At 60.9% G+C, this 18,587-nt stretch carries 15 protein-coding genes; 4 read left to right on the forward strand and 11 right to left on the reverse strand.

Features of this window, described 5'->3' with window-relative positions:
* Positions 1–17: 17 nt before the first annotated feature.
* The 3 genes from betA to betI all read right to left on the reverse strand — a co-directional run bounded on the left by betA (position 18) and on the right by betI (position 4,040).
* Positions 18–1,721, reverse strand: coding sequence for a choline dehydrogenase (betA, locus tag LRS56_28685; protein ID WDU62643.1), 1,704 nt, complete (start codon positions 1,719–1,721; stop codon positions 18–20).
* A gap of 143 nt (positions 1,722–1,864) precedes the next feature.
* Positions 1,865–3,337, reverse strand: a complete 1,473-nt coding sequence (gene betB / locus LRS56_28690; protein WDU62644.1) for a betaine-aldehyde dehydrogenase — start codon at positions 3,335–3,337, stop codon at positions 1,865–1,867.
* Positions 3,338–3,446: 109 nt separating this feature from the next.
* Complete coding sequence (gene betI / locus LRS56_28695) at positions 3,447–4,040, reverse strand: transcriptional regulator BetI (protein ID WDU62645.1); 594 nt, start codon at positions 4,038–4,040, stop codon at positions 3,447–3,449.
* A 389-nt stretch (positions 4,041–4,429) separates the two neighbouring features.
* Between betI and LRS56_28700 the strand changes: the two genes are divergently transcribed.
* Positions 4,430–6,364: a BCCT family transporter gene (locus tag LRS56_28700; protein WDU65829.1), complete on the forward strand. Its 1,935-nt coding sequence runs from the start codon at positions 4,430–4,432 to the stop codon at positions 6,362–6,364.
* Between the two features lie 169 nt (positions 6,365–6,533).
* Here LRS56_28700 and choV read toward each other — a convergent pair whose 3' ends face one another.
* The 3 genes from choV to LRS56_28715 form a co-directional block, all read right to left on the reverse strand.
* Positions 6,534–7,712, reverse strand: coding sequence for a choline ABC transporter ATP-binding protein (gene choV, locus LRS56_28705; GenBank protein WDU62646.1), 1,179 nt, complete (start codon positions 7,710–7,712; stop codon positions 6,534–6,536).
* Entirely contained in the window at positions 7,709–8,554 is an 846-nt protein-coding gene (gene choW / locus LRS56_28710) for a choline ABC transporter permease subunit (protein WDU62647.1), read from the reverse strand. The genes choV and choW overlap by 4 nt, the downstream gene beginning before the upstream one ends.
* A 65-nt stretch (positions 8,555–8,619) precedes the next feature.
* The gene (locus tag LRS56_28715) at positions 8,620–9,567 is read right to left on the reverse strand and encodes a choline ABC transporter substrate-binding protein (protein WDU62648.1); all 948 of its coding nucleotides are present in this window, start codon (positions 9,565–9,567) and stop codon (positions 8,620–8,622) included.
* A gap of 416 nt (positions 9,568–9,983) precedes the next feature.
* On the opposite strand from LRS56_28715, the gene LRS56_28720 reads away from it, so the two are divergent.
* Together LRS56_28720 and LRS56_28725 are read left to right on the forward strand one after the other, a co-directional pair.
* On the forward strand, positions 9,984–11,360 hold the full coding sequence (locus tag LRS56_28720; GenBank protein ID WDU62649.1) for an L-serine ammonia-lyase: 1,377 nt from the start codon (positions 9,984–9,986) through the stop codon (positions 11,358–11,360).
* 562 nt (positions 11,361–11,922) lie between these two features.
* Positions 11,923–13,026, forward strand: coding sequence for a GlxA family transcriptional regulator (locus LRS56_28725; GenBank protein WDU62650.1), 1,104 nt, complete (start codon positions 11,923–11,925; stop codon positions 13,024–13,026).
* A gap of 85 nt (positions 13,027–13,111) precedes the next feature.
* On the opposite strand, the gene LRS56_28730 is transcribed toward LRS56_28725, so the two are convergent.
* The 5 genes from LRS56_28730 to LRS56_28750 form a co-directional block, all read right to left on the reverse strand.
* Positions 13,112–13,375, reverse strand: coding sequence for a hypothetical protein (locus LRS56_28730; GenBank protein ID WDU62651.1), 264 nt, complete (start codon positions 13,373–13,375; stop codon positions 13,112–13,114).
* A gap of 409 nt (positions 13,376–13,784) precedes the next feature.
* On the reverse strand, positions 13,785–14,261 hold the full coding sequence (locus LRS56_28735) for a thioesterase family protein (GenBank protein ID WDU62652.1): 477 nt from the start codon (positions 14,259–14,261) through the stop codon (positions 13,785–13,787).
* A 116-nt stretch (positions 14,262–14,377) separates the two neighbouring features.
* Positions 14,378–15,343 carry an L-carnitine dehydrogenase gene (locus tag LRS56_28740; protein ID WDU62653.1) on the reverse strand — a complete coding sequence of 322 codons (966 nt, stop codon included), beginning with the start codon at positions 15,341–15,343 and terminating at the stop codon, positions 14,378–14,380.
* Between the two features lie 145 nt (positions 15,344–15,488).
* Positions 15,489–16,376, reverse strand: a complete 888-nt coding sequence (locus LRS56_28745) for a 3-keto-5-aminohexanoate cleavage protein (protein WDU62654.1) — start codon at positions 16,374–16,376, stop codon at positions 15,489–15,491.
* A gap of 73 nt (positions 16,377–16,449) precedes the next feature.
* Positions 16,450–17,394, reverse strand: coding sequence for a choline ABC transporter substrate-binding protein (locus LRS56_28750; protein ID WDU62655.1), 945 nt, complete (start codon positions 17,392–17,394; stop codon positions 16,450–16,452).
* A gap of 193 nt (positions 17,395–17,587) precedes the next feature.
* On the opposite strand from LRS56_28750, the gene LRS56_28755 reads away from it, so the two are divergent.
* Positions 17,588–18,532 (forward strand): GlxA family transcriptional regulator, encoded by a 945-nt coding sequence (locus tag LRS56_28755; protein WDU65830.1) that lies wholly within the window; start codon positions 17,588–17,590, stop codon positions 18,530–18,532.
* Positions 18,533–18,587: the final 55 nt, after the last annotated feature.

An 18,587-nucleotide genomic window follows, 5' to 3' on the forward strand; every position in this document is an offset into this window, starting at 1 on the left:
GCCACAAAGTGTTTCAGTTATTGCGCGGTCGGGCCCACTTCACGCATCGGCTTGCCACGCACCGGCGCATCGCCTGCCACGTAGTAGTCGGCGGTGCTGCGTGGCAGCGGCTGGCGGCCACGGATCTTGTCGGCGATTTTCTCGGCGATCATGATCGTCGGCGCGTTCAGGTTGCCGGTGGTGATGATCGGCATGATCGACGCATCCACCACACGCAGACCCTGCATGCCATGCACGCGGCCTTCGCCATCCACGACGGCCATCTCGTCGGTGCCCATTTTGCAGGAGCACGACGGGTGGAACGCGGTTTCGGCGTGTTCGCGGATAAACTTGTCGAGTTGCTCATCGGTTTGCACTTCAATACCTGGGCTGATTTCGCGGCCACGGTATTGATCCAGCGCCGGCTGCTGCATGATTTCACGGGTCAGGCGGATGCCGTCGCGAAATTCCTGCCAGTCCTGCTCGGTGGCCATGTAGTTGAAGAGGATGCTCGGGTAGTCCCGTGGGTTCTTCGACTTCAGTTGCACGCGGCCACGGCTTGGCGAACGCATGGAGCCCATGTGTGCCTGGAAACCGTGCTCTTTCACACCATTGCTGCCGTTGTAGTTAATCGCCACTGGCAGGAAGTGGTACTGGATGTTCGGCCATTCGAATTCCGGGCGCGAACGGATAAAACCGCCGGCTTCGAACTGGTTGCTGGCGCCGATACCGGTACCGTTGAACAGCCACTCGGCACCGATCGCCGGCTGGTTGTACCAGAGCAGCGACGGGTACAGCGACACCGGTTGGGTGCAGGCGTATTGCAGGTACAGCTCGAGGTGGTCCTGCAGGTTTTCGCCGACGCCCGGCAGGTCGTGGACCACCGGGATGTCGAGGCTTTCCAGCAGTTTGGCCGGGCCCACACCGGAGCGTTGCAGCAGCTGCGGCGATGCGATGGCGCCGCTGCACACCAGGACTTCCTTACGGGCGCGGGCTTCAACGCGCTCTTCGGCGGCGCCGATCAGGTAACGCACGCCAACCGCACGCTTGCCTTCGAACAACACTTTGTCGGTAAGGGCGTGGGTGACGATGGTCAGGGTCGAACGCTTTTTAGCGGTGTCCAGATAACCGCGTGCGGTGCTGGCGCGACGGCCGTTCGGCGTGACGGTACGGTCCATCGGGCCAAAGCCTTCCTGCTGGTAGCCGTTCAAGTCTTCGGTGCGCGGGTAACCGGCCTGTACGCCGGCTTCAACCATGGCGTGGAACAGCGGGTTGTTGCCGGCTTTTGGCGTGGTCACGCTGACCGGGCCATCGCCGCCGTGCCAATCGTTCGGGCCGATGTCACGGGTTTCGGCCTTGCGGAAATACGGCAGGCAGTCGAGGTAGGTCCAGTTTTCCAGACCCGGTAGTTTCGACCAGTTGTCGTAGTCCATGGCGTTGCCACGGATGTAGCACATGCCGTTGATCAGCGAGGAACCGCCCAGGCCCTTGCCGCGACCGCATTCCATCCGGCGGCCGTCCATGTGTGGCTCAGGGTCGGTTTCGTAGGCCCAGTTGTAGCGGCGGCCTTGCAGCGGGAACGCCAGGGCGGCCGGCATTTGGGTACGGAAGTCGAGGCGGTAGTCCGGGCCACCGGCTTCCAGCAGCAAAACGGTGACGCCTTCGTCTTCGGTCAGACGGGTCGCCAGGGTGTTACCGGCGGAGCCGGCACCCACAATGATGTAATCGTATTCTTGGGACATAAATGCACCCTCTTTGAAGTGTGGTCAGGTCGGGCCTCATCGGGGGCAAGCCCCCTCCCACATTTGAAGGCATTCACAATTCAAAATGTGGGAGGGGGCTCGCCCCCGATGGCGGCCTCACAGGCAATACAAGGCCCGGGTTCTTAGAACACTGAGGCGTAATCGCCCAGCTCAACCTGTACCGATTTGATGCGGGTGAAGTTGTTCAGCGAGCTGATGCCGTTCTCACGGCCCACACCGGATTGCTTGTAGCCGCCAACTGGCATCTTGGCGTCGGACTCGCCCCAGGCGTTGATCCAGCAGATACCCGCTTCCAACTGATGAATCACGCGGTGGGCGCGGTTCAGGTCTTTGGTCACAAGGCCGGCAGCCAGGCCGAAGTCGGTGTCGTTGGCGCGGCGGATCACTTCTTCCTCGGTCTCGTAAGTGAGGATGCTCATCACCGGGCCGAAGATTTCTTCACGGACGATGGTCATCTCGTCGGTGCAATCGGTGAACACGGTCGGAGCCACGTAGGCGCCTTTGGCGAATTCGCCATCGGTCAGACGGTCGCCGCCGCACAGCACGCGGGCGCCTTGTTCTTTGCCTTGGGCGATGTAGCCGAGCACGCTTTCCATGTGGGCGAAGCTGACCAGCGGGCCGAAGTTGGTGTTCTCATCCTGCGGGTTGCCGACGCGAATGCGCGCAACACGCTCAACGATCTTGGCTTCGAAAGCCGCTTGCAGGTGCTTGGGCACGAACACGCGAGTGCCGTTGGTGCAGACCTGGCCGGAGCTGTAGAAGTTGGCCATCATCGCGATGTCGGCGGCGCGATCCAGGTCGGCGTCTTCGAACACGATCAGCGGCGACTTGCCGCCCAGTTCCATGGTCACTTCTTTGAGCGACGAGCTGGAAGCGCTGGCCATGACTTTTTTGCCGGTGTCGGTGCCGCCGGTGAACGAGACTTTCTCGATGCGCGGGTGCTCGGTCAGCCAGGTGCCGACCTCACGACCGCTGCCGGTCAGTACGTTGAACACACCTGCTGGAACGCCGGCTTCGGTGTAGATCTCGGCCAGTTTCAGGGTGGTCAGCGAGGTCACTTCGCTCGGCTTGAAGATCATCGCGTTACCGGCAGCCAGGGCCGGAGCGGATTTCCACAGGGCGATCTGGATCGGGTAGTTCCACGCGCCGATACCGGCCACCACGCCCAGCGGCTCGCGGCGGGTGTAGACGAACGAAGTGTCGCGCAACGGGATCTGCTCGCCTTCGATGGCCGGCACCAGGCCTGCGTAGTATTCCAGCACGTCGGCGCCGGTGACGATGTCGACGTATTGGGTTTCGGAGAATGCTTTACCGGTGTCCAGGGTTTCCAGGGCGGCCAGTTCATCGTTGCGTTCGCGCAGGATGTCGACGGCACGACGCAGGATGCGCGAACGCTCCATGGCGGTCATCGCGGCCCAGATTTTCTGGCCTTTTTCAGCGCTGACCACGGCACGTTCAACGTCTTCCTTGGTAGCGCGTTGCACTTGGGCGAGAACTTCACCGTTAGCCGGGTTGATGGCTTCGAAGGTGGCATCGCTGCCAGCGTCGCTGTAGCCGCCGTCAATGTAGAGTTTTTGCAGGTCGAAACGGGCCATAAAGTCCTCGCAAGTGCATAAGTGGTTGGCGTTACCCGCCGAAAGTGAGCCATAAGGGTGTGGCAACACTGAGCGGCAGACGTTCAGGGGTTGAGCATTTATAAGGGCTCTAACTCACCTGCTTGGCCAATTGGAAATCCATGTATTCGTAAGCGATCCGTTGCGCCTGCTTCGTGTCGAAAGCGTCTCCCGACAGAGCGCCGCGCAACCATAAACCGTCGATCAGGGCCGCCAGGCCTCGGGCTGCTTTGCGTGCGTGCGGCAGCGGTAGCACTCGGCGGAACTGGCAGCACAGGTTGGAATACAGACGTTGATCGTTGATCCGCTGCAACCTGTGCAATGACGGGTGATGCATGCTGGTGGCCCAGAAGGCCAGCCAGGTTTTCATTGCCGGTCCGTTGACCTGGCTGGCGTCGAAGTTGCCCTCGATGATCACCTGAAGATGTGCCCGTGGGCTGTCGTCCGTAAGCGCCAGCCGGCGTTCGTGGACGTTCTCGATCAGCACATTCATCAAGTACCGCATCGTTGCGGCGATCAGGCCGTTCTTGTCCTGAAAGTAGTGACTGATGATGCCGTTCGAAACGCCAGCCAAACGAGCGATCAGCGCAATGCTGGCATCCCCCATTCCGACCTGATCGATGGCCGTTAGCGTGGCTTCGATCAACTGCTGGCGGCGTATGGGTTGCATACCGACCTTGGGCATGTAGCACCTCTCCTTAGGCCTGCGACGGGCGATGAACGTTCGTCGACTTGGTGGCCAGTCTATTTTGTTTTGATTGAGCGTTCAATCAACAAAGAATAAGCTCTGCGACAAATGGTCGCTGCCTACAGGTATTTCCTACGTGTGGGCGGTGACATCTGACACCTGCAAAAACCCTTGAAACAGGCCGTATCAGGGCCTGGCCACCGTTTCGGCGGGTTCAGGAATTTTCGGGGTGTCTTTATAACACCCGTCCGTCGACTGCCGAAAAATCGATGTCCCGGGATAACCGTTGCCTTGTGTTTCTCTCTCGCACTGCCCGGAGCATCTGCGCCATGAGTTCTGCCTCTCTTATAAAGACCCCGCCGGAAAAGGTACGGGTTAACGGTTGGGTGTTTTACACCTCCACCGCGCTGATTCTGTTGTTGACCGCCATTCTGATCATCGCCCCGCAGGAGGCCGGGCGCATGCTCGGTGTTGCACAAGCCTGGCTTTCCAAAAGCTTCGGCTGGTACTACATGGTGGTCATCGCTGCTTACCTGGTGTTCGTGGTGGGCCTGGCGTTTTCGTCCTACGGCAAGTTGAAACTGGGCAGCAAGGACGACACCCCGGACTTCAGCTACGGCGCCTGGGCCGGCATGCTGTTCTCGTCGGGTATCGGCATTTCGCTGCTGTACTTCGGTGCTTCCGAGCCTCTGGACCACTACTTCAACCCACCCGAAGGCGCAGCCGCCAGCAATGGCGCGGCACGCCAGGCGCTGCAACTGACCTTCCTGCACTGGGGCCTGCACGGCTGGGCGATCTACGCGTTGGTTGGCCTGGCCGTGGCGTACTTCGCGTACCGGCATAACCAGCCGCTGGCCTTGCGTTCGGCGTTGTACCCGCTGGTGGGCGAGCGTTGGGTGAAGGGCGCGGCCGGGCATGCGGTGGACGGCTTCGGCATGTTCGTGACCCTGCTGGGCCTGGTGACCAACCTGGGGATTGGTTCGATGCAAGTGTCGTCCGGGCTGGAAAACCTGTTCGGCATGCAGCACAGCAACACCAACTTGCTGATCGTGATCATCGTGATGAGCACCGTGGCGACCATCGCCGCCGTGTCGGGGGTGGAGAACGGCATTCGCCGCCTGTCCAACCTCAACATTGTGCTGTTCAGTGGCTTGCTGATCTTTGTGCTGTTGTTTGGCCCGACCTTGCACCTGCTCAACGGCCTGGTGCAGAACACCGGTGACTACCTCAACGGCATCATCCTGAAAACCTTCGACCTGTACGTGTATGAAGGCGACGCCGACAAGACCGAGCGCTGGATGGGCCTGTGGACGCTGTTCTACTGGGCCTGGTGGATTTCCTGGGCGCCATTCGTGGGCATGTTCATCGCGCGTATTTCCCGTGGTCGCACGGTGCGTGAACTGGTAGCCGGCGTGTTGCTGATCCCGCTGGGCTTTACCCTGGCGTGGCTGTCGATCTTCGGTAACTCGGCCCTGGACCTGGTGCTCAACCACGGTGCGGTGGAGTTGGGCAAGACGGCGTTGGAACAGCCTTCCATGGCGATCTACCAATTGCTTGAGCATTACCCGGCGTCGAAAATCGTCATCGGTGTGTCGATCTTTGTGGGCTTCGTGCTGTTCCTGACCCCGGCGGATTCCGGCGCGGTGATGATGGCGAATCTTTCCTGCAAGGGCGGCAACGTGGATGAAGATGCGCCGCACTGGCTGCGGATCTTCTGGTCGGCGGTGATCACCCTGGTGACCATCGGCCTGCTGTTTGCCGGTAACTTCGAAGCCATGCAAACCATGGTGGTGCTGGCGGGGCTGCCGTTCTCGGTGGTGCTTGTTTTCTTTATGTTCGGTTTGCACAAGGCGATGCGCCAGGATGTGGCGATCGAGCTTGAGCAGGCGCAATTGGCCGAGCGTGGTCGCCGTGGTTTCAGCGAGCGCCTGACCGCGCTCGACCTGCAACCGAGCCAGGGCACCGTGCAGCGTTTTATGGACAAGCATGTAACGCCGGCGCTTGAAGAAGCCGCCACTGCATTGCGTGATCAGGGACTGGAAGTGCAGACGCTGCTCGGTAAATCCAAGCGCTGTATCGGCGTGCGGATCGAGATGGAAGAGGGCAACCCGTTTGTCTACGAAGTGAGCCTGGATGCTTATTCGTCGGCACCGAGCGACTTGCCTGAGGAAGAGCGCACGCGCTACTACCGCGCCGAGGTGTACCTGCACAACGGGCCTCAGGAGTACGACCTGATGGGCTTCACCCAGGAGCAGATCACCCGGGACGTGCTCGATCAGTTTGAAAGCCATCGGCAGCTCCTTGGCCGTGTCTATAGCTGATAGGTGAGCGCAGCGGCGCCCTCACTGGCGCCGCTTGTCCACTGTAGAAACAGCGATCAAATGTGGGAGCTGGCTTGCCTGCGATAGCTTTAGTGAGTTCACCACCGCTATCGCAGGCAAGCCAGCTCCCACATTGACCCAGTTTCTCCAGTTGGATCTGTGTAGTGCCTTAACCCAGGTTTTTGCCTAAGAGGGCATGGTAAAGCTCACTGTCCCCCAGAATCCCCACCACCTGGTTGTTGTCATGCAACACCAGCTTGTTCCCGGTGTGATAACGAATCTGCAGCGCATCGCGCATGCCGATATTCGAATCCACCAGCGTCGGTACCCGGCCCAGACCTTCCACCGATTGCCCCGGTGCCCAGTTCTGCAGGTTCATCACCGCGCCATTCTGGCGGGCGCCCTGGATGGTGTTGCCTTCGGCCAGGTCCAGCCACGAGTCGCCACCCGGGTCCAGGCACACCGAACCATTCACACGCGTGCAGTTGTCCAGGGTGCGCATCAGGCTGCGGCCGCACAGTACGTTCAGCGGGTTGGTATGGGCGACGAAGGTGCGCACATAGTCATCCGCCGGGTTCAGCACGATCTCTTCCGGCACGCTGTACTGGATGATCTTGCCGTCTTTCATGATTGCGATACGGCTGCCGAGTTTGAGTGCTTCGTCCAGGTCGTGGCTCACGAACACAATGGTTTTGCTCAGCTTGCGTTGCAGCTCCAGCAACTCGTCCTGAAGGCCCTGGCGGATCAGCGGGTCGAGGGCGGAGAAGGGTTCGTCCATCAGCAGGATGTCGGCGTCCATCGCCAACGCACGCGCCAGGCCGACGCGTTGCTGCATGCCGCCGGACAGTTCGTCCGGCTTCTTGTTGCGCCACTGGGTCAGGCCCACCAGCTCGAGTTTTTCATCCACCAGCTTGCGTCGGTCTTTCTCCGGGCGGCCCTGCATTTCCAGGCCGAAACTGATGTTTTCGCGCACCGTCAGCCAAGGCATCAGGGCGAATTTCTGGAACACCATGGCAATGCGCTTGGTGCGCATCATTTTCAGCTCGGCAGGGGTGCAGGAGGCGATGTCGATCTGGCGCCCTTCGTGCTCCACAAACAGCTGGCCACGGCTGACAGTGTTGAGGCCGTTGATGCAGCGCAGCAGGCTGGATTTGCCGGAACCGGACAGGCCCATCAACACGCAGATCTCGCCTTTCTCAACATCCAGGCTGGCTTTTTCAACGCCGACAATCTGCCCGGTCTTTTTCAGGATCTCGTTGCGGTGCATGCCCTGGTCGAGCAGTTTGAGTGCTTCGCGCGGGTCTTTGGAGAAGATCACATCGACATTGTCGAATCGGATAATGCTCATGCATCACCCCCTACTTTGGCGTCGGGTTGTTTGCAGATGCGGTCGAGCATGATGGCCAGTAATACGATCGCCAGGCCGGCTTCGAAGCCCAGGGCGATATCGGCGGTGTTCAGCGCGTTGACCACCGGCTTGCCGAGGCCGTCAGCGCCCACCAGGGCCGCGATCACCACCATCGACAACGACAGCATGATGCATTGGGTAATGCCGGCGGCAATGCTCGGCATGGCGTGGGGCAGTTCAATGCGCGAGAGCAACTGACGGCGCGAGCAGCCAAAGGCTTTGCCGGCGTCCATCAACTCTTGCGGTACATCACGGATGCCCAGGTAGGTCAGGCGGATCGGCGCGGCAATCGCGAACACCACCGTGGAAATCAGCCCGGGCACCACACCCAGCCCGAAGAGGGTCAGGGTAGGGATGAGGTAGACGAAGGTCGGTACGGTCTGCATCAGATCGAGCACCGGCCGCATCAGGGTGTAGAACATCGGCTTGTGCGCGGCAACAATGCCCAGCGGCACACCGATGACCACGCAGACCAGGGTGGCGAACAACACCTGCGCGAGGGTTTCCATGGTTTCCTGCCAGTACCCCAGGTTCAGGATCAGCAGGAAGGAGGCGATGACAAAAACGGTCAGGCCCCATTTACGTTGAATAAAGTGAGCCAGCAGCGCAATCAGACCGATCAATGCCAGCGGATTGAACCAGGTCAGCGCAAACGTCACGCCGTGGATCATCGTTTCCAGGGTCGATGCGATTGCGTCGAAGTAGTTGGCGCCGTGTTGGGTCAACCATTCGACGAAGGCAGCGATGTACTGGCCTAGTGGGATTTTCTGTTCAGTCAGCATGGTAGTGAATGTCCACATGCGAAGGGAAAACATCCCGGGCCAGCGCACCGGCCCGGGGTCAGCTCTTACTTGGCGAGGTATTCCTTGACGGCCTCCAGACCGGGTTTGCCATCGACGGTGGTGACACCGGCAAGCCAGGTGTCGAGCACTTGCGGGTTCTTCTTCAGCCAGGCTTTCGCCGCGGCATCGGGCTTCATCTTGTCGTCCAGGACGTTGCCCATCAGGGTGCTTTCCATGTTCAGGGTGAACGACAGGTTTTTCAGCAACTGGCCCACGTTGCTGCACTCCTGGGTATAGCCCTTGCGAACGTTGGTGTAGATAGTGGCCTGGCCGTAGTTGGGGCCGAACGAGTCGTCACCGCCGGTCAGGTACTTCATCTTGAAGCGGGTGTTCATCGGGTGCGGTTCCCAGCCGAGGAACACAATGGCCTGGTCGCGCTTGGAGGCGCGTTCCACTTGCGAGAGCATCCCGGCTTCGCTCGACTCGACCACTTTGAATCCGGCGGTTTTCAGGCCGAAAGCGTCTTTGTCGATCAGCGTCTGGATGGTGCGGTTGCCGTCGTTACCCGGCTCGATGCCGTAGATTTTGCCGCCCAGCTCATCCTTGAATTTCGCGATATCGGCGAAGTCTTTCAGGCCCTTGTTGTACAGCGCTTCCGGGACGGCCAGGGTGTACTTGGCGTTTTCCAGGTTGGCGCGCACGGTTTCCACGGTGCCGGCATCACGGTACTGCTTGATGTCGTTTTCCATGGTCGGCATCCAGTTGCCGAGGAAGATATCCATGTTCTTGCCGTCGGCCAGGGACTTGTAGGTCACTGGTACCGAAATCATCGTGGTGCGCGGCTTGTAGCCCAGGCCCTTGAGGACTTCGCTGGTGGTCGCGGTGGTGACGGTGATGTCGGTCCAGCCGACATCGGAGAAGTTGACGGTCTTGCACTGTTCCGGTTCTGCAGCGTGTGCCAGGACTGGCAGACTCAGCATGGCGGCCAACAACAACGAGGGTGAACCTTTCATCTGGGTAGACTCCTGTGTCTTTTTTCTGGCGGCATTCGCCGCGCTTTATAAGTGTTGCGGTTGGGGCGTGCGTTGATGCTCTGGCACGGTGCCTTGCAAACGAGTCGAGACTGATCATGTACCAGTGAAAATCTGACGCCTACAGGGGGCGTCGTATCCAGTACAGGGATGGTCGTATCCAGTGTCGGTGACGTCGCTTACAGATTTTTCCAAAGGCAAAACTGCAGTTTTTGCCCATCTGCACCGCTAAAAACGGCCAAAACAGCGGATCGCACGCGGGCGACGCTGGTGAGCATGGGTGCGTCGGTGTGAGACGCCGTGAGGGCGGATAAAAGCTTGATGATGCCGCCATCTGGGCGATCTGAGCGTAGCACCTCGTTCAAGCCTGGCCGTGCTTATCGAGGAGTTCTACCGCAATGGCTATCAGTGTTTTCGACCTGTTCAAGATCGGCATCGGGCCTTCTAGTTCTCACACCGTCGGCCCCATGCGCGCCGCAGCGTTATTCGTCCAGGCATTACGTGAACGTGAACTGTTGGAACAGGTCAGGCGCGTCGAAGTTCAGCTCTACGGCTCATTGTCGGCCACCGGCATCGGTCACGGCAGCGACACCGCGACCATCATGGGCCTGATGGGCGAGTGGCCGGACGCGATTGATCCGTCGCAAATCGGCCTGCGTATCCACACCCTGCGCGAGACCGACACGCTATTGCTCGACGGCCATTTGCCGGTGCCCTTTGTCTGGGCCCGTGACATGCGCCTGCTCGACGAAAACCTGCCGTTCCACCCCAACGCCATGACCCTGGTGGTGTTCGGCGATGACGGCGAGTTGCATCGCGACACTTACTATTCAGTCGGCGGCGGTTTTGTAGTGGATGAGGCCCAGGCGCAGAGCGGCGTGGCGGACATGGACCGCACTCAGTTGCCGTATGATTTTTCCAGCGCGGTAGAGCTGTTGCAGCTGTGCAAGACCCACAACCTGCGTGTCGCCGAGCTGATGCTGGCGAATGAAAAAGTCTGGCGTTCCGAAGAGGACATCCGCAGCGGCCTGATGAAGCTCTGGCGTGCCATGCAAGATTGCGTGGAGCAGGGCCTCAAACACGAAGGCATCCTGCCTGGCGGCCTGAACGTGCGGCGCCGCGCCGCCAAGCTGCACCGCAGTTTGCAGGAGCTTGGCAAACCGAATGTGATCGGCTCGACCTTGAGCGCGATGGAATGGGTCAACCTGTTCGCCCTGGCGGTAAACGAAGAAAACGCGGCGGGTGGGCGCATGGTCACTGCGCCTACCAATGGCGCGGCGGGGATCATCCCGGCGGTGCTGCACTACTTCATGAAGTTCAGCGAAGAAGTCACCGAAGCCAACGTGGTCGACTACCTGCTGGGTGCGGCGGCGGTGGGGATTCTGTGCAAGAAGAACGCCTCGATTTCCGGTGCCGAAGTCGGTTGCCAGGGCGAGGTGGGTTCGGCCTGTGCCATGGCGGCGGCGGGGCTGGCGGAGATTCTCGGGGCCACGCCTGAGCAGCTGTGCAACGCTGCCGAAATCGGCCTGGAACACAACCTCGGCCTCACCTGCGACCCGGTAGGCGGGTTGGTGCAAGTGCCATGCATCGAGCGCAACGCGATTGCCGCGGTGAAAGCGATCAACGCGGCGCAGATGGCACTGCGGGGGGATGGTCAGCACTTTATCTCGCTGGACCGGGTGATCCGCACCATGCGCGATACCGGCGCGGATATGCATGACAAGTACAAAGAGACTTCGCGGGGTGGGTTGGCCGTCAGCGCCGTAGAGTGCTGACCTGATCGCTCTACTGTGGCGAGCGCTTATGTGGCGAGCGGGCTTGATGTGGCGAGCGGGCTTGCCCGCGTTGGGTCGCGTAGCGGCCCCAAAAACCTGGGAGCGCTGCGCACTCCAACGCGGGCAAGCCCGCTCGCCACATCAGGTTGATGGGCAACATTGCTCATAAAGTGAACACCCGAACCCAAAAGCGCCACCTTTTAGCGCGTCGCAAACAGATAAGTAGCTCGCAAACGATTTGCCCCTCGACCACCCGTCACCCGTGCGTGTGGTGACAGACTTTTCCCACGCCCTCAAAGCGCCTTCCCACAAGTGCTACCGATCTGCTCACACCCCGTAAGCGGGCTCACTCCCAGGCCTTTTTCGGGGCATATCCCGCACTTCCTGCGCGGGCTTATATAGACGCGTCATCAGGTCGTTTTCAGGAGTTATTGAATGGCCATTCAAATTTAGGCATGGCATTTGCTCTATCAATTCAAAGCCTCGCTCTGTATCAGAGACGAGCGCAATAACAAGAGCCTCGCCTGAGGCCATCACCCGCTTTGTGTGAGGAGATACCGCGATGACGTCGTTCAACTCAGGGGCCCAACCCCAGAACCGTGCGCCTCAATCCATCGGCTTTCTGCTGCTGGACAATTTCACGCTGATTTCCCTGGCTTCGGCAGTGGAACCGCTGCGCATGGCCAATCAGTTGTCCGGCCGCGAGCTGTATCGCTGGACCACCTTGAGCGTCGATGGCAACCAGGTGTGGGCCAGCGACGGTCTGCAAATCACCCCCGATGCCTCCATGCACAAAGCCCCGGCCCTGGACACGGTGATCGTGTGCGGCGGCGTGGGTATTCAGCGCACCGTTACCCGTGAACATGTGTCGTGGCTGCAAAGCCAGGCGCGCCAGTCCCGCCGCCTCGGCGCGGTGTGCACCGGCAGTTGGGCGCTGGCCTGCGCCGGTTTGCTCGACGGGTTTGATTGCAGCGTGCACTGGGAATGCCTGGCATCGATGCAGGAAGCCTTCCCGCGTGTCTCGATGAGCACCCGTTTGTTCACCCTCGACCGCAACCGTTTCACCAGCTCCGGCGGCACCGCGCCGCTGGACATGATGCTGCACCTGATCAGCCGCGATCACGGCCGTGAACTGTCGGCGGCGATCTCCGAGATGTTTGTGTACGAGCGCATCCGCAACGAACAGGATCACCAGCGCGTGCCGCTCAAGCACATGCTCGGCACCAACCAGCCGAAGCTGCAGGAAATCGTCGCGCTGATGGAAGCCAACCTCGAAGAGCCGATCGACCTGGATGAGCTGGCGGTGTACGTCGCCGTGTCGCGGCGCCAGCTGGAGCGGCTGTTCCAGAAATACCTGCACTGCTCGCCGTCGCGTTATTACCTGAAGCTGCGCCTGATCCGTGCGCGGCAGCTGCTCAAGCAAACGCCGATGTCGATCATCGAAGTAGCGTCGGTGTGCGGGTTTGTGTCCACGCCGCACTTCTCCAAGTGCTACCGCGAATATTTCGGCATTCCGCCACGCGATGAGCGCGTAGGCTCCAACACCACCCAACAGGTGGCGATGATGCCGATTCCGCAGGCGTTGGTGTTGTCGCCGTTGTCGGGGCCAATGTCGGCGCTGAGCCAGGCCAGGAATGAGTCGACGTTTGCGAGTGTAAGGCTCTAGACCGAGTTGGCTTCATCGCAGGCAAGCCAGCTCCCACATTTTGATTTGTGAATGTGGGAGCTGGCTTGCCTGCGAAAGCGATCTATCAGGCGCCAGAGTTCTGCTTGAACTGCACCAAAGCCGGCAACAACTGCTTATCGATCGCCTGCCGCACCGCCGGCAAAATCGTCGCACTGCCGGTGTACATCTGTTCCACCATGCCTTTGAGCGCCTTGGCCCGCGCTGCACTCAAACCGCGTACCGCGCACTCGCAGGCTTGCTCGGCGGTGGCACCGCTGGACACCTCGAAACCTAGCGAGCGCAGTTGGCTCAGCAGGTCATCCTGGTCAATCAAATCCGCGTGCATCATGACGTTTATCCTGGTCTAGGGAGCGGGGACTGACTTCGATTCTGGTAGGCCCCTGGCCGGTCGGCAAGGGCAGAATGCATGAATGGCTCAGATGGCTATGAGCATGTCGTTTTCGGGTCATTTACACACAGAAGTAATAGGCACACTGAATGCCAGGCACGCAGCTTGAAGGTTTGGTCACCCTCGGGATGTACGGCTCACACAAAGCGCTCTGCCCCGATCCCGTCACGGCTGGATCGGGGCTTTTTTTGCTGGGATTTGTGGTGGTTTTATCGGCCCTATCGCAGGCAAGCCAGCTCCCACATTTGGAAAGCATTCCCCTGTGGGAGCTGGCTTGCCTGCGAATGTCGCTGACCTTCGGGTAAGTACGGAAATCGGCAGCAGCAGCGTTTTGCGTGGTGATGCCTTGTTACTTTTTGGACGGTAATCCAATCACTCGGCCGAGGAGGGCGGGGCGGGGCAGGTCGGCCTGCTCAGCGCTGATGGCGGCGAGTTTTTCCAGCATTGCCTCGGTGAACGGCGTCGAGTGCGGCCCGGCGAGGTCGACGTGCAACAGCATCTGTTCGTTGCCCGCCAGTTCCTTCTCCTCTCCCGCCAGATGCAGGCTGTGATAGAGGTGCAGGCGCTTGGCATCGTGGGCGATCAACTGGGTGCGCACCTGCACCTGGGCGCCGAGTTTCACTTCGTGCAGGTAGTTGAGGTGCAGCTCCAGGGTGAACAGTGAGTGCCCGCTGGCTTCGCGGTTTTCACTGGTAAGGCCCAGCGTGTCCATCAGCGCGTCGGTGGCGTAGCTGAAGATCAGCAGGTAGAACGCGTCGCGCAGATGGCCGTTGTAGTCCACCCAGTCCGGTTGGACTTGGGTGGTGTAGGTCGTCAGTGCAGGCATGTCTGGATTCCGGATTATTACTCGGTCAATTGTGGGAGCTGGCTTGTCTGCGATGGCGATGCAAGATTCACCACCGCTATCGCAGGCAAGCCAGCTCCCACAGAGATCAACAGCCGTTATTCGGCGAAGGTCATACCGTGTTTGGCTTTGGTGGTTTTCACCGCCTCCAGCACTGCCAGCAGGCAATCATCACGATAGCGCTCCAGCGCCGAAATGCTATGTGCGCCCAATTGGTCACTGGTGCCGTCGACCACATCGTCGATCAATTTATCGGTCAACTCAGGCGCCGGCAGGTAGGTCCACGGCAACTGCAGCGCCGGGCCGAACTGCGCCATAAAGTGCCGCATCCCGGCATCACCGCCCGCGAGGGTATAAGTGAGGAAGGTGCCCATGAACGACCAGCGCAAGCCTGCGCCAAAACGGATCGCGTCGTCGATTTCGCCGGTGGTCGCCACGCCGTCATTCACCAGGTGCAGCGCCTCCCGCCAGAGGGCTTCGAGCAGGCGGTCAGCGATAAAGCCGGGGACCTCCTTGCGCACATGCAGCGGGCGCATGCCGAGGGATTCATACACTTTGATCGCGGCCTGAATCGCTTGCGGCGCGGTGTTTTTGCCACCGACTACTTCCACCAGCGGCAGCAGGTAAACCGGGTTGAACGGGTGGCCCACCACGCAGCGCTCCGGGTGGGTAGAACCTTCGTAGAACTCGCTCGGCAACAGCCCCGAGGTGCTCGATCCAATCAACGCATTCGGCTTGGCCGCTGCGCTTATCTGGCTGTGCAATTGCAGCTTCAGCTCCAGGCGTTCCGGGGCGCTTTCCTGGATGAAGTCGGCGTCCTTTACGCACTCTTCAATCGTGGCTACAAAGCGCAGGCGGTCTTGCGATGCGCCTGGCGCCAAGCCTTGCTGTTGCAGGGCGCCCCAGGCGTTGGCCACGCGTTTGCGCAGGGCGGCTTCGGCGCCGGGCGCCGGGTCCCAGGCGACCACATCCAGGCCATGGGCCAGGGCGCGGGACACCCAGCCGCTGCCGATCACGCCGCTGCCGAGGGCGGCGAAGGTTTTGATTTCGGTGATAAAGCTCATGGCAAATTCCTAAAGAGTTCGGTTAGCTCTTGTGGGAGCGGGCTTGCTCGCGAATGCGGTGGGTCAGTTGACGCATTCGGTGACTGATTCACCGCATTCGCGAGCAAGCCCGCTCCCACATTTTTAATTCGATTTCGGCAGGGGTTTAGCCGCGCTTGGTCAGGCCCATCTTCACGCGGCCTTCGGCGGGGGTCATGACCCGGGCACCCAGGCGACTGAGGATTTCACTCGCGCGCTCCACCAACTGGCCATTGGTGGCGAGCACGCCTTTGTCCAGCCACAGGTTGTCTTCCAGCCCGACCCGCACGTTGCCGCCCAGCAGCACCGCTTGCGCCGCCATCGGCATTTGCATGCGGCCGATGCCGAAGCCGGCCCACACCGCGTCGGCGGGCAGGTTGTCGACCATGGCTTTCATGGTGGTGGTGTCAGCCGGCGCGCCCCATGGGATGCCCAGGCACAGTTGGAACAGTGGGTTGTCGAGCAAGCCTTCCTTGATCATCTGCTTGGCGAACCACAGGTGGCCGGTGTCGAAAATTTCCAGCTCGGCTTTAACCCCCAGCTCCTGGATACGCTTGGCGCCGGCACGCAACTGCGCCGGGGTGGACACGTAAATGGTGTCGCCATCACCGAAGTTCAGGGTGCCGCAGTCCAGGGTGCAGATTTCCGGCAGCAGCTCTTCCACGTGGGCGAGGCGGGTCAGCGGGCCGACCAGGTCGGTGTTGGGGCCGAACTCCATCGGGTGCTCGCCGCCGCCGATCTCCAGGTCGCCGCCCATGCCGGCGGTGAGGTTGACGATGATGTCGATATCCGCCTCGCGAATGCGCTCCATCACTTCACGGTACAGGGCGACGTCGCGGCTGAACTTGCCGGTCTCTGGGTCGCGCACATGGCAGTGCACCACGGTGGCGCCGGCCTTGGCGGCTTCCACGGCGGCTGCGGCGATTTGTTTGGGGGTGACCGGCACGTGCGGGCTTCTGCTGGTCGTGTCGCCAGCACCGGTGAGTGCGCAGGTGATGATGACGTCGTGGTTCATGAGGCGGTTCCTTACAGGCGTGGTGATGCCGTTCGCGGTCGAAAGTGGCCGCGAAACGGTGATTGAACTGGGTTTACTTGCTGGTCAATTGCAGGTTGGCCGCAGCCGGTTTGCCGTCGAAAGTGGTCACACCTTCGAGCCAGCGAGCCTGGTCCTGCGGGTGATCCTTGAGCCACTGCCTGGCCGATTCGAGGGCGTCTTTGTGATCCAGCAACGGCTGCATCATCCGGCTCTCGTCGGCGGCGGTGAAGGTCAGGTTGGTGAGCAACTTGTGCACGTTGGGGCACTGCTCGGCGTAGGTCGGCGAGGTGACGCTCCACACGGTGGCCATGCCCTCGTTCGGGCCCAGTGCGCCGTCGCTGCCGGTGAGGTAAGTCATGGCGACGTTGACGTTCATCGGGTGCGGCGCCCAGCCGAAGAACACCACGGCTTCCTTGCGGCGCACGGCGCGGTCGACGGCGGCGAGCATGCCGGCCTCACTGGACTCCACCAGTTGGAACTTGCCCAGGCCGAACTGGTTCTTGGCGATCATCGCCTTGATCTGCGTGTTGGCGCCCGAGCCCGGCTCGATCCCGTAGATCTTGCCGCCCAGCTCTTTTTCGAACCTGGCGATATCCGCGAAGGTTTTCAGGCCCTTGTCGGCCAGGTAGGTCGGCACGGCCAGGGTGGCGCGGGCGTCTTCCAGGCTAGGCTTGTCGAGGACTTTGACTTGTTTGGCGTCGACAAACGGGGTGATGGTCTGGGTCATCAGCGGGTTCCAGTAACCGAGGAACAAGTCCAGACGCTGGTCGCGGATGCCGGCGAAGATGATTTGCTGGGAAGCGCTGGTCTGTTTGGTCTTGTAGCCGAGGCCGTCGAGCAACACTTGGGTCATGGCGCTGGTGGCGATCACGTCGGTCCAGTTCACCACGCCCATGCGCACGTTCTGGCAGGAGGCCGCGTCGGCAGCCAGTACGTTCGTGCTCAAGATGGCGCTGGCGCTGAGTGCGAGCACACAGCGGCTGATCAGTCGATTCATGGTGGGTCCCTCGGCAGGTCGTTATTGTGGGGTCCGGCGTCTTTGTGCGCCGTGGGATCAAATTACGCAGCTTGGGGGCCGACAAAACGCACGGCGGCGACCAGCTCTTGCACTGCAGCGACCTGCCCCCTTGAATCCACCCGAGAACGGGAGTATCACAGTGCCACGCTGCCCGTCCGACGAGAGCGCCACCATGTCCCAGGATTTCTACTTTCTGCTGATGCCGGGTTTCTCGGCCATCGGCTTTATCTCTGCCCTTGAGCCGCTGCGGGTGGCCAACCGCTTTCGTGGCGAGCTATACCGCTGGCACGTGCTGAGCGCCGATGGCGGCGCGGTGCTGGCGAGCAATGGCATGTCGGTCAATGCCGATGCGGCGCTGGAACCGTTGAAAAAGGGCGCGACGTTATTGGTGGTCGCAGGCTTCGAACCGCTGCAGTTCGCCACACCCGCCCTGGAACACTGGCTGCGCCGTCTCGACCACGACGGCGTGACCCTCGGCGCAATCGACACCGGCGCCTGCGTGCTGGCCGAGGCGGGCCTGCTCGACGGCCACCGCCTGACCCTGCACTGGGAAGCCATCGACGCCTTCAAGGAGTCGTATCCGCACCTGAGCGTGACCCAGGAACTGTTTGAAATCGACCGCCGCCGCATCACCTGCGCCGGCGGCACCGCCTCCATCGACCTGATGCTCGACCTGATCGCCCAGGCCCACGGCCCGGACCTGGCGATCCAGGTGTCCGAACAATTCGTGCTGGGCCGCATCCGCCCGCGCAAAGACCACCAGCGCATGCAGATCGCCACGCGCTACGGCATCAACAACAAAAAACTGGTGCAAGTGATCGGCGAAATGGAGCAGCACACTGAGCCGCCCTTGAGCACCCTGGCTCTGGCCGAAGCGATCAAGGTCACGCGGCGCCAACTGGAGCGGCTGTTTCGCCTGCACCTGAACGACACCCCGAGCAACTTCTACCTCGGCCTGCGCCTGGAGAAAGCCAGGCAGTTGCTGCGCCAGAGCGATATGAGTGTGCTGGAAGTGAGTATCGCGTGCGGGTTTGAATCGCCGTCGTATTTCACCAGGAGTTATCGGGCGCGGTTTGCGAAATGTCCGCGCGAAGATCGGCGACGGGAGGTTGTGTGACGAGCAATTATAGTAAATTATACTCAGTACTATAATTTATAGTCGTATCCATAAT

This window comes from Pseudomonas poae (assembly GCA_028869255.1).
Classification (GTDB): Bacteria; Pseudomonadota; Gammaproteobacteria; order Pseudomonadales; family Pseudomonadaceae; genus Aquipseudomonas; species Aquipseudomonas poae_C.